General features: G+C 74.8%; 14 protein-coding genes. 5 read left to right on the forward strand and 9 right to left on the reverse strand.

Annotation, left to right across the window (positions count from 1 at the left end; translation table 11 throughout):
* Positions 1-603 precede the first annotated feature (603 nt).
* Both IPL61_38975 and IPL61_38980 read left to right on the forward strand, forming a co-directional pair.
* Complete coding sequence (locus IPL61_38975; protein MBK9037168.1) at positions 604-960, forward strand: hypothetical protein; 357 nt, start codon at positions 604-606, stop codon at positions 958-960.
* 95 nt (positions 961-1,055) lie between these two features.
* Entirely contained in the window at positions 1,056-1,328 is a 273-nt protein-coding gene (locus tag IPL61_38980) for a hypothetical protein (GenBank protein ID MBK9037169.1), read from the forward strand.
* Here IPL61_38980 and IPL61_38985 read toward each other — a convergent pair whose 3' ends face one another.
* Both IPL61_38985 and IPL61_38990 read right to left on the reverse strand, forming a co-directional pair.
* Positions 1,329-1,886, reverse strand: coding sequence for a hypothetical protein (locus tag IPL61_38985; protein ID MBK9037170.1), 558 nt, complete (start codon positions 1,884-1,886; stop codon positions 1,329-1,331).
* 21 nt (positions 1,887-1,907) lie between these two features.
* Complete coding sequence (locus tag IPL61_38990) at positions 1,908-2,624, reverse strand: aldo/keto reductase (protein ID MBK9037171.1); 717 nt, start codon at positions 2,622-2,624, stop codon at positions 1,908-1,910.
* 874 nt (positions 2,625-3,498) lie between these two features.
* On the opposite strand from IPL61_38990, the gene IPL61_38995 reads away from it, so the two are divergent.
* Both IPL61_38995 and IPL61_39000 read left to right on the forward strand, forming a co-directional pair.
* On the forward strand, positions 3,499-4,152 hold the full coding sequence (locus IPL61_38995; protein MBK9037172.1) for a DUF2279 domain-containing protein: 654 nt from the start codon (positions 3,499-3,501) through the stop codon (positions 4,150-4,152).
* Positions 4,041-4,523 (forward strand): hypothetical protein, encoded by a 483-nt coding sequence (locus IPL61_39000; GenBank protein ID MBK9037173.1) that lies wholly within the window; start codon positions 4,041-4,043, stop codon positions 4,521-4,523. The genes IPL61_38995 and IPL61_39000 overlap by 112 nt, the downstream gene beginning before the upstream one ends.
* Positions 4,524-4,599: 76 nt before the next feature.
* On the opposite strand, the gene IPL61_39005 is transcribed toward IPL61_39000, so the two are convergent.
* The 4 genes from IPL61_39005 to IPL61_39020 all read right to left on the reverse strand — a co-directional run bounded on the left by IPL61_39005 (position 4,600) and on the right by IPL61_39020 (position 6,411).
* Positions 4,600-5,382, reverse strand: coding sequence for a class II aldolase/adducin family protein (locus tag IPL61_39005; protein ID MBK9037174.1), 783 nt, complete (start codon positions 5,380-5,382; stop codon positions 4,600-4,602).
* On the reverse strand, positions 5,354-5,533 hold the full coding sequence (locus IPL61_39010) for a hypothetical protein (GenBank protein ID MBK9037175.1): 180 nt from the start codon (positions 5,531-5,533) through the stop codon (positions 5,354-5,356). The genes IPL61_39005 and IPL61_39010 overlap by 29 nt, the downstream gene beginning before the upstream one ends.
* Positions 5,523-5,987 (reverse strand): Uma2 family endonuclease, encoded by a 465-nt coding sequence (locus IPL61_39015; protein MBK9037176.1) that lies wholly within the window; start codon positions 5,985-5,987, stop codon positions 5,523-5,525. The genes IPL61_39010 and IPL61_39015 overlap by 11 nt, the downstream gene beginning before the upstream one ends.
* Positions 5,988-6,168: 181 nt before the next feature.
* Positions 6,169-6,411: a hypothetical protein gene (locus IPL61_39020; protein MBK9037177.1), complete on the reverse strand. Its 243-nt coding sequence runs from the start codon at positions 6,409-6,411 to the stop codon at positions 6,169-6,171.
* On the opposite strand from IPL61_39020, the gene IPL61_39025 reads away from it, so the two are divergent.
* Entirely contained in the window at positions 6,397-6,600 is a 204-nt protein-coding gene (locus IPL61_39025; GenBank protein ID MBK9037178.1) for a hypothetical protein, read from the forward strand. The genes IPL61_39020 and IPL61_39025 overlap by 15 nt on opposite strands.
* Positions 6,601-6,801: 201 nt before the next feature.
* On the opposite strand, the gene IPL61_39030 is transcribed toward IPL61_39025, so the two are convergent.
* The 3 genes from IPL61_39030 to IPL61_39040 form a co-directional block, all read right to left on the reverse strand.
* A complete protein-coding gene (locus IPL61_39030; protein MBK9037179.1) occupies positions 6,802-7,158 on the reverse strand; it encodes a hypothetical protein in 357 nt (118 codons plus the stop codon).
* 23 nt (positions 7,159-7,181) lie between these two features.
* Entirely contained in the window at positions 7,182-7,508 is a 327-nt protein-coding gene (locus IPL61_39035; GenBank protein MBK9037180.1) for a hypothetical protein, read from the reverse strand.
* Between the two features lie 286 nt (positions 7,509-7,794).
* Positions 7,795-8,250, reverse strand: a complete 456-nt coding sequence (locus tag IPL61_39040; protein ID MBK9037181.1) for a hypothetical protein — start codon at positions 8,248-8,250, stop codon at positions 7,795-7,797.
* Positions 8,251-11,413: the final 3,163 nt, after the last annotated feature.

Genomic DNA, 11,413 nt, shown 5'->3' on the forward strand with positions numbered 1-11,413 from the left:
GTCGGTGGCGCTCGTCCGGCGGGCGATCGCACGCTGCGCGATCGATGCGTCGAACGACGGCGCCGGGCGGTGCGCGCCGCGCCGGACCTCGATGACACGGCGTGCCGGGCGCGGCACGTTCGGGCAAAGGTCCGGACCCGCGGGCGGGCGCGCTCCCGCCCGAACGCCGCGGTGGCAGTTCGGGCGGTCGTGTGCCACCGTCGGGCATGCGCGCGTTGCTCCTGGTGGTTGCGGTGGTGGTCGCGGTGGCGGTGGCGCGGGTCCCCGACGCGGTGGCGTGGGCCGCCTGCTACAGCAACCAGGGCTACGCGCCCGGCGACGGCACCGTGCTGCCGCCGCGCGCGCGGATCGTGTACTTCGACGATCAGCGGTGGCACGCCCTGCCGACCTTCACCGCGACGATCGGCCGGGTGCCGGCGGTCGCGCTCAAGGTGCGCCAGGTGACGACCGGCAGCACCACGCAGATGCTGGTGATCGAGGTGCTGAGCGCGCGCACCCCGGCTGCACATCACCGACGGCCGCGCCGACGCGACGTTCACCGTCCGCCGTCGCGCGCCGGCGCCGACCTCCGTGGCGGTCTCGGTCGAGCGGTTCTTCGCGACGATGACGCACACCCTCAGCACCGAGACCTTCGACGGCGTGGTGCTGGTGCTGCCGGTCGACGTGCCCGCGATCAGCGCGCACGTGCGCCTGCGCCGCGACGCCCAGGCGCCGTGGACCGAGCTCGAGGTGCCGGTGGCGCGGATGCCACGCGATGTCCCGATGCGGGTCCCGGCCACGGTCGCCCCGGGGCTGTACCTCGGCGGCTCGGGTGCTCGCGCAACTACTCGATCGGCATGCTCCAGGTCGGCGTCGAGGATCGAGGCGACGGTGATGCTCGCCAGCGGTCGCAAGGTGCCGGTCACCGGTCTGCCGGCCGTGGTGATCCTGCCGCCGAAGCCGCCGGCGCCGTCCCCCTGACCTCGAACGTCGACCGCGGCGAGGCCATGGGTCCGCGGCTACCGCCGGCGCTGCTTCGATGCCACCCTGGGGCATGGCCAAGAAGGATCACCTCGGTGCGGCTCGTCGACGGCGCGCCCGCGAGCGGCTGGCAGCCCAGCGACATCGCGCGGGTCACCTGGCAGGAGGACGGCGGGGATGTTCCCGGCCGACCACCCGGCCGAGGTCGCGCGCGATCAACGCCGGCGAGCAGTACTACGTGCGCCGCCGACGGCACCGACACGCCGGTCGCGACCAAGCTGCGCCACGGCGCGTACTCGCTCGTCGCCCCGGCCGCACCGGCCGCACCCCGCCCAGCCGATCGCCTGACCGCGCTGCCGACGTACTGATCAGCGCGGCGCGAGCGCGCACGGGTCGAGGACACGGACCGCGATCGGCTCGCCGCTCGCCAGATCGACCGTCCGCAGGCGCTCGAGCGTGCGCTGGTAGGCAGCGACCTGGGCCGGGTCGTCCTCGACGAGGGTCGCGCGCTGGCGTTCGAGCTCGGCGCGCAGGAGCGTCACGGGATCGCTCGGATCCGGGCGCAGGCGCGCGCTCAGGTAGGCCTGCACCGTGGCGTCGCAGGCCCGGCGCGACGCGAGCTCATCGGCCAGCGCGACCGAGACCTCGATGATCCGCGTGTGCGGGCGCCGCGTGACGGTCAGGCCGCGCTCGAGGTCGGCGAGCGGCACCGCGCCGCCCAGCGCGCCCAACCCCGCCGACGAGCGCACGCGGTCGACCTCGGCGGTCCAGCCGCGCGGATCGTCGAGCGCGATCCCATCGACCACGATCGTCCCCACCGCGCGCACGCGCGGCCGCGGCGACCGATCGCGGCTGCAGCCGGCGACGATGGCCAGCACGACGACGGCCGCCGGCGCGATCGCTCGGACCCGGGCAGCTCGGCTCATGACGCAGGGTACCTCGCCGCGCTACTCGCCGATCGCCTCGATGACCGCGACGTCGGCGGGGTCGAGCGTGACCGCGAGCGCGGTCAGGTCGGCGCGCAGGTGCTCGGCCGAGCTGGCTCGCGCTGGTTGGCGGTGAGCAGCGAGAAGCCCTGGTAGGTCATGCCGGTGGCGCGCGCACACCGCGCGCACCTCGTGATCCCAGCCGGTGCGCGCGTAGCAGCGGTTCTGCACGAACGTCGGCGCGATCCGCGCGCTGGCGACCAACGCGGCGAGCTGATCGGCGCTGATGTTCGACACGCCGAGGTGGCGCACCCGGCCGGCGTCGTGGAGCGCCTCCATCGCGGTCCACACCTCGCGATCCTCGGGCCGCCAGCCGAGCGCGGCCCACGGCCCGTGCAGCACGTAGCTGTCGATCACGTCGGTGCCGAGGTGCTCGCACGAGCTGGCGAACGACTGCGCCACCTGGTCGAGCAGCGTCGCCGCGGGGTCATACGGGAGCCGCTCGTCCTGGCCGCGCGCGTAGGTGAACTTGGTCTGCAGGAACAGCTCGGCGCGCGGGACGCCCGCCTGCGCGATCGCCTCGCCGACGCCGGCCTCGACGTAGTGCTTGCGCTGGTTGGCGGTGTCGATGCCGCGGAAGCCCGCGGCCAGCGCCTGCGCGGTCAGCGCCGCGGTGCGCTCCTCCTTCCAGGCGGTGCCGTACAGGATCGGCGGGACGGGGGCGCGCGCGGTCGACATGGGTCCACGCTACACCGCGCGCCCAGCACCGACTCCAGGTTCCGCCTGCCGCCCGCCTTCCGATCGGCTGACACCCGGCGCACCCGGCCTCCCGATCGGCTGACACCCGGCGCGCGGCCCCGCTCCCGATCGGCTGACACCCGGCGCGCCCGGCCTCCCGATCGGCTGACACCCGGCGCGCGGCCCCGCTCCCGATCGGCTGACACCCGGCGCGCGGCCCCGCTCCCGATCGGCTGACACCCGGCGCGCCCGGCCTCCCGATCGGCTGACACCGGGTGCGCGGCCCGCCCGATCGGCTGACACCCGGCGCCGGCCCCGCGCCCGATCGGCTGACGACACCCGGCGCGCGGCCCCGCTCCCGATCGGCTGACACCGGCGCGCCCGCCTCCCGATCGGCTGACACCCGGCGCGCGGACACCCGGCGCCCGGCCTCCCGATCGGCTGACACCCGGCGCGCCCGGCCTCCCGATCGGCTGACACCCGGCGCGCGGCCCCGCTCCCGGGAGCTGGGCGGCGCCCGGCCTCCCGATCGGCTGACACCCCGCGCGCGGACACCCGGCGCCCGGCCTCCCGACCGGCTGACACCCGGCGCGCCCGGCCTCCCGATCGGCTGACACCCGGCGCGCCCGGCCTCCCGATCGGCTGACACCCGGCGCCCGGCCTCCCGATCCGGCGCGCCCGACCTCCCGATCGGCTGACACTCGGCGCGCCCGCCCCGCTCCCGATCGGCTGATACCCGGCGCGCCCGAGCTCCCGATCGGCTGACACCCGGCGCGCGGCCCCGCTCCCGATCGGCTGACACCCGGTGGGTTGGCGTGCCGGCGATCACGGGCGGGTGGCCGCGTCGGCGGGGATTCTGGGGTAGCGTCTGCCGGTGCGCTTCGACGTCGCCACGCTGGTCGCGCTGGTCGCGGTCACCGCCGCGCCCGCGGCCCGCGCCGATTGCACGCTGGCCCGCGCCGACGCGCCGTGCCTGACCCCGTGGCTCGATCAGGGCGCGCCGATGCCGTGGCGCGCACCGACGCCGCCGCCGGATCATCGCTGGCGTGCGGCCGCGGTGGTCGGCGGGCTGTACGTCGGCTTCAGCGCGTGGGCCTACGTGGCGTGGTACCGCGACGTCGAGTCGCTCGACGAGTTCGGCGTCGGCGGCGACGGGTGGTTCGGGCGCAACACCTACGCCGGCGGCGCCGACAAGCTCGGCCACGCCTGGGCCACGTACACGCTCGGGCGCGCGACCACCGGCGTGCTGCGCTGCTGGGCGGCTTCGGCCGCATCTCGGCCGCGATCGCCGGCGCCGCGCTGTCGTGGAGCCTGTTCCTCGCGGTCGAGGTCAAGGACGGCTTCTACTACAAGTTCTCGCCCGGAGACTTCGCGTTCAACAGCGTCGGCGCCGGCCTGGCCGCGGCGATGGTGCTTGTGCCCGCGCTCGATCGCTGGCTCGACTTCCGGGTCCAGTACTTCCCGAGCGACGAGTACCTGGGGCTGTGGCGCGGGGAGTACAACGGGCCCAAGAAGGGCAACAGCCTGAACATCGCCGAGGACTACTCCGGCGAGACCTACGTGCTGGCGCTGCACCTCGGCGCGGTGCCGCGGCCGCGCGCGACCCCGCGGGCGGTCGCGACCGCCCTCGACTACCTCGATCTCGGCGTCGGGTTCGAGAGCCGCAAGTACAAGCCGGACGCCGCGGCCGACGCGGTCCCGTCCCAGCGCCTATTCCTCGGCGTCACGCTCGATCTGCAGCACGTGCTCGATGGCGCGCTCGGTGGTCGCCCGAGCCGGGCCGCGCGCGTCACCCGCGCGATCGGGCGCAACCTGTTCGAGTACGTGGCGCCGCCGTTCGCGCTGGTGCCGGTGGTCTCGAGCACGCGCGACGCCAGCGGTCCGGCGCCGCCGCAGTAGCGGCGCGCGCCGGGTGCTTCGACCGGGTCACCGTGACCTGAAGATCGCGCCGGGCTCCGGATTCATCCTCCGCGCGCTACAGGTGGTAGCCGGGGTTGTCGCGCTCGAGCTTGCGCAGCAGGCCCGGCCACGCCAGCCCGGCGCCGAGGCCGCGCATGACCGCCGCCTGCTGGGCGGTGGCGCCGGCGATGATCCGCGGATCGACCGGGATCAGCTCGCCGCCGCCCTGGGCCCGCACCTGGATCGCGCAGGTCGCCTCGAACACGTACATGCGCAGGAACGCGTCGGCGACCGACTCGCCGACGGTGAGCAGGCCGTGGTTGCGCAGCATCAGGAACCCGTTGGTGCCCAGGTCGTTGACCAGGCGGGGCTTCTCGTCGTCCCGCAGCGCCACGCCCTCATAGGCGTGGTAGCCGAGCGACGCCAGGACGAAGATCGACTGCTGCGAGATCGGCAACACGCCGCCCTGCTGCGCCGACACCGCCACGCCGTTGAGGCTGTGGGTGTGCAGCACGCACTGCGCGTCCTCGCGCGCGGCGTGGACGGCGCTGTGGATCGTGAAGCCGGCCGGGTTGATCTCGTGCGGGCTCGGCAGGACCCGGGCGCCGGTGAGGTCGACCTTGACCAGGCTCGACGCGGTGATCTCCTCGAACAACATCCCGTACGGGTTGATGAGGAAGTGGTGGTCGGTGCCCGGCACCCGGGCCGAGATGTGGGTGAACACCAGATCGTCCCAGCCGTAGCGCGCCACCAGCCGGTAGCACGCGGCCAGATCGACCCGGGTCTGCCACTCGTCGCTGCTGACCTGATCGCGGACCGAGTCGGGCTGCTCATGATCCGGGTGTCGCAGCTTCCGCATCCATCCGCAAGGCGGTCGTCCACGGCAGCGGGATCAGGTCGTCGATGGCCAGCCGCAGGTGCGGGTGGCTGCGGTGCTGGGCCACGTCACCGCGCCGCCGCACGCCCATCGACGCCCAGTGCCCGAGCGCCGGGTCGCGGTCACCGAACACCTCGATGCAGCCCCTGCTCGAGATCGACGATCCAGTACTCGTCGATCGGGGCGTGCGCGGCCAGGAGCCGCTTGGGCCCGCGGTCCTTGTCGAGGGACGCGCCCGCGACCTCGATCACCAGCAGCGTCCGATGACGACCACCATCCCAGTGCGAGGTCGCCGTGGTCACCGCCAGGTCCGGCCGCGGCGCCGAGAACTCGCCCAGCGGCAGCGGCGTCTGGACCAGCACCCGACCGGTGGCCGCCACCTGGGTCCGCAGCCGCGCCGCCGCCTGGGCCACGACCTGATCGTGCCAGGGGTCGACGGTCCCGACCTCGACCAGCGCACCGTGGATCAGCTCGATCTCCTCGTCGTCGAACGCCCCGCCCTTGGCCAGGTGCTCGTACTCCACGCGCCGCAGCGGCCGGATCCGCACCGCGCCCTCGCCCGTCGCCCCATCGATGATCTGCAGCACATGACCTCCCCGCGCCGCCCAGCCGGACGCCACCACCACCGCCACTGCAGCCCGCGTGCCCGCCGCAACCCCGCGACCGCCCGTCGCCCCGTGCCGGATCATGTCCGGATCCCGGACTATCCGTCAGCCGGCCGGACGCCACCGTCGGACACCGGACAGCGCCGACGATGGCGAGCGCCGCTTACGGGCGCTCGAGCGCCCGCGCCAGGGCTCCTGATCGCAGCGGCACCGCCCCGGCCGCCTCGCGGTCGCTCCAGGCGGTGACCACCTCGACCACGTCGACGGCCACCATCCGGCGCTCCTCACCCAGCTCACCGTCGACCAGGGTCGTGGCGATCTCCTCGGCCGCGCCGGCAGGCAGGCGCGGCTCCGCCGGCGGCAGGAACAGCACGTCGTGCAGGCCGTCGTCGTGGCGATAGACCATGAACTCCACGCGCTGGCGTCGACCTGCACCTGCACCCCGGCGATCGTCACGCCCATGGCGGCGACGTTCCAGGGCTTCGGCGGCTTGGCCGGGTACAGCGTCCAGCCCGGGATCGTCGGCGCCCGCGCGATGATCGCCCGCGTGGCCACCAGCGCCGGGAACGCGCCGCGCGGCGTCAGCGCAAAGTAGCGGCCGTCGCCCAGCGGGCCCAGCTCGAAGTCGAACGGCCCGAGCGCGTCGACCCGCCGCCCGAGCTCGGCGATGAGCGCCATGTCCGGCGCGGCGCCGTAGGACGGCAGCAGCTCCGCCACGACCCACTGCCAGAACTGGTCGACGGCGCTGGCGGGGCCTGGCCTCACGCCTCCATCGTACCAGCGCAGTCGCGCGCCGTCAGTTCTTGCTCGCCTTGCCGTCCTTGAACTTCCAGCTCTGGCCGTCCTCAAGCGTCTTGGTCGGGAACGTGACCGTGCCGCCGACGATGTCGCACGACTTGCTCGTCGAGTGGAACGTGTAGGTGGCGGTCGTCGAGGCGCGGACCTCGACTGAACTTACTGCTGCCGCTGCGCCAGGCTCGATCGTGTGGGTCTTCGAGTCGTTGTTGTAGACGCGGATCGAACCGGCGGCGGCGGTGCCAGCGGTGAGCGCGACGACGCGGCGGCCAGGAGCAGGGGCTTCATCGGGGTCTCTCTCGAGCGGGTGACGAGCGACGGTTCGCCCCCAGCGTCGCACGCCGCCGACGCCCGGCACCTCACGCCCCTCACCCGCCGCGATCAGGGCCGGGTGGCGCGCCAGGCGCGGGTGACGCCGTCGCGCTCGACCGTCCCGACCAGCGCGTCGCCGTCGACCGCCCCGGCGTAGCGGGCCGCCCCGGCGCGGAACTCGAACCGCGCCCCGCGGACGCGGCCGTCGGCGATCTCGACCAGGGTCGCGCCGTCATCGACCGTGCCGGTCAGCACCTGGTACGTCTGGGTCAGGGCCAGCGTGCCGGTGGTGGCCCGCCACGTGCCCTCGATCCGGGCCGGGACGATCCACGGGCGGGCCGACCGCCAGCCGTCGGTGGCGACCGACGCGATCTCGTCCGCGGCCCACTCGGCCATCGCCCAGGCGTTCGAGACGATCCGGGTCCCCGGCGTCAGCGCGAGCAGGCGCGGCCGCAGGAGTGCCGTTGACCGCGGGCCCCAGGAACAACGCGATCACTGTCGCGCGCGACAGATCGGCCTCGAACAGATCGGCCTGCGCGAACTCGGCCAGGTGCGCGACGCCAGCGGCGATGGCGTTGCGGCGTGCGGTCGCGATCAGCTCGGGTTCGACTCGACGCCGAGGCCGCGCGCCCCGCGCTGCGCGGCGGCGATGACGGTCACGCCGTCGCCGGCGCCAGATCGATCAGCTCGTCGGCGGCCGTGACCTGGGCCAGGTCGAGCATCGGCGACCACCGCCGGCGACGTCGGCAGCCAGATCGCCACGCCGCCATGGCGGCCCATGACTGGCGAACGCCGCGGTCGCGCCGTGCGCACCGAGCAGCGTCGTCGTGTCGGCCAGGGTGGCGGTGCTGGGTGTAGGTGGCGGTGACGCGGGCGGCCCGGCTGGCGCCGATGCCGGGGATCGTGAGCAGCCGCGCGCCGGCTCGGCCTCGATCACCCGCAGCGCGTCGGCCCCGAGCTGTGCGACGATCCGGCGCGCCAGGTCGCGGCCGATCCCAGGGAAGAAGCCCGGGGCCAGGAAGCGCTCGATCTCCTCGGCGCTGTCGGGCGCGCGCGCAGCGTAGTCGGTGACCCGCAGCGTGCGTTCGGCCTGATCGGCCCAGGCGCCACGCAGGCGCAGCGGCGTGCCGATCGCCACGTCGCCCAGCTCACCGACGGCGGTGATCGTCGTTCGGGCGTCGAGCGCGATCGGCGCGGCCGTGACGCCGAGCGCGGCGACGCGCTCGGCACGCGCGCCAGCAACCCGTCGAGCTCGATCTCGATCGACGCCGGCGATGGCTCGTCGGGCACGCGCCGATGGTAAGCAGGGGCGCGGCGCATCGCGGCGGCGGCGCGCCGGACTCGCTCGACGCCGACACCTCGGCGGACGCCGGGGCGCCGCACGCGCAGCGGTTCGTTGGCGCCGGCCTCTGCCCGGGCCCGCGCACAGCGCTCCCCGACGCCAGGTCCGCTGGCGGCGGCTCGCGCTCGAGCAGCGGGGCGCAAGTCGAGACGCCGGCGCCGACGATCCGCATCGGCAGGTCGGTGGCCACCTCCTCCTGCGCGCCGGTCTTCATGTGGACCGCGTACGCTCGAGGTGCCGTCGGTGGTGAAGACGTAGAACACGCCGCCCCAGTGCGCGAAGGCGTGCGACGACACGTGGGCCCCTCGCCGCCGGTGAGCGTCCACCCGCTGACCCGCGGGCTGGCCGGTCGTGAGGTCGAGCTCCTGGATGACGCCGCGCCCGGGCGCGCCAGGAAGTACGCGGAACAGGCGCCCGTCGCCGGTACCGGTGAGCTCGGGGTGGTAGCCGTCGGCCGTGAACGTCGCGATCGCCGCCACGTCGGCGGGCCGTGGTCGGGTCGAGCGTGGCCAGGGGCCCTGGTGCGCGTGTCGTCGAGGCCGGCCGCGACGAACAGCCGCTCGGTCGTCGCCTTCGGGCCGTCGGTGGTGACGAACCCATGCCGAACGTCCGCGGCGGGCCCCGCGGCCGCCGCCCCGGTTTGCGCCGCGCACCGGCGTCGATGATGGTCAGAGGCGCGGTGGACCCGGCCGTTCTGGTAGCCGAGCCACGCGACGCCGACGCGATCGGGACCGCCATCGAGTTCACCGGAGCGCTACGGATCGTAGCCGCCAGCGCCGCGACCTTGTGAAACGGATCCGTCAGGGCTTGCGCCGGACTCGCGAACGAGCAGGTTCGCGTCGTCGCCCGACGACGTAGACCAGCCCGACGCCCGGGGCGCGCAGGTGTCTGTGCCACGTCGCTGCACGCGCCCCGGCAGTCTCGAGCGTGGAGCCGGAGCGATGCCGTCGGCCTGGCCTGCACGACGCTGCCGACGACGCACGCGCGCGCCCCGGCTGACAGCGCGGCGACCCGCCGCGGGCGCCCCCCGTCGGGTCGCGCCGCTCAGGTGGCGAGTCCGACGCCGACTCGCGGCCCCTGCACGGGACGACCAGGGACAGGGACCGCGAGCACGAGCGCACGTGCGCAACGCCCGACGATGCCACGCCCGGCCCGCGGCGGGGCGGTCAGCCGCGAGGTCGCGTCGCCACGTGGCCGCGATCGCTCCGCGCGCCGCCGCGCGCCGCGAGCCACCGGGACCCGATCCTTGCCAGCTCCGCGCGACGAAGACGCTTTCCGTCGAGGTGGACGTCACGAGCAGCAGCATCGCCTCCTCGCGGCCGGCCGGCGCGTCGACTCGACGCCGCCGCGGTCCCAGCCAGGCGCGACGCCCAGTGCGCTCGCGCCGGCGCCATCCCGAACAGCCGGAGCTTCCCGAGCTCCAGCGCCGAGGCGCCACCCGGGACGAGCGCCACCTCGAACCACCTGCGCCTGGACAGCGCCCGGCGTTGCTGGCACGACCCGAGCGCCTGGACGGGCGCAGCCGGCATCGCCCGCCGCGCGCCGCGGCCCACATCCGCCGGGCCGCCGCCGGATCGCGCCGGACGCACGCCCGGCGTCCAGGTGAAACGCGGAGCGCCGCGATGCACGACGGGTAGCGTAGCGCCGCGCCCCTGGCGATGAGCGCCACCGCCGCCGGGCTCGTCCGCCGCGGGCCGCGAGCGCCCGCCCCGCCGCCATAGCGCGTCGCCGTCGGCGCGCCGCGTCCGTCACGCGTCCGTCATGTCTGCTGCGCTGCGCCAATGCGCCGACCATTCGTGCGGACCGCGGCGTGGCGTGGACGACCGAGGCGGCCCCTGGGACGCCATGGACGCGCGCATGAGACACCGCCCACGTCCGGGCCCATGATGCACGCCGCGCAGCCCGACCGGCGCCCGCGTCCACGGTCCGTGGGGCTCCACCGCTGGCCCGCCGAGACGCACCGCGCCGCGCGCCGGCGTCAGCTGCGGTACGTGATCCGCGGGTACGGCCGGTTGGTGCCCACGTCCGAGCGCAGGAAGTACGCGTACGTGTACGCGGTGTTGGTGTTGTCGAGGCCGAACGTGAGAGGTGGTCGACGAGGTCGGCGGACCGGCTCCGGCTGCTGATCGTGATCAGGAACGCGCTGGCACGTTCACCGTCAAGAGCGGCCGGGTTGCCGACCTGGGCGGTCGTGCGCGGCAGGGCCGCCTGGGTGACCGTGGCGCGCGTCCCAGTTGGTCCCGCCCATAGCTGGACCGCACGGTCGGCGTGGTTGGAGACCGTGGTCGCGTACGTTGAGCTGACATCGCCGAGATCGTGGCCGTGTCCGGGATGCTCGTCGTGTCGAAGTGAGTTCAGCCGGTGATGTCGCACGGCGAAAGCCGCCGCCGCAGTCGCCGGTAAGGTTGTTGTACGCGCGGGTGTTGTTGTCGCGGTAGACCGAGCCGGCGGCCTGGGGTACTGGATCGTAGACCGACTGCGTGGCGTACAGGTCTGCACGGTCTGCGTCGTGCAACCCCGCGCTGAACGTGGCCCGTGACGCCGGTCGGGGCGGCGATCGAGATCCGCAGGTGCCCGTGCCGGTGCACCCGCCCGACCAGCCCGTGGTGTGGCGGTCATAGGGGTCGCGGTCAGCGTGACCGAGGTGCCGAAGTTGAACGACGCGCGGCGCAGGTCCCGCCGCAGCCGATGCCCGACGGGCTCGACGTCACGGTCCCGGTCGCGGTGCGGCGCCCGGTGACCGTCAGCGTGTAGGGGACGAGCGTGAACATCGCCGTCACGCTCGGCGCCTGGAGTCATCGTCACGGGGCACGCGCCGGTGCCGGTGCCGTACCGCTCCAGCCGGCGAGGGACGACCCGGTGGCCGCGGTGGCGCTCAGCGCGACAGCGGTGCCCGAGATTGTACGAGCGGCTGCAGGTGGAGCCACGGTTGATGCCGGCCAGGCTCGACGTCACGGTC

It is taken from the genome of Myxococcales bacterium (genome assembly GCA_016717005.1).
Lineage (GTDB): Bacteria > Myxococcota_A > Polyangia > Haliangiales > Haliangiaceae > UBA2376.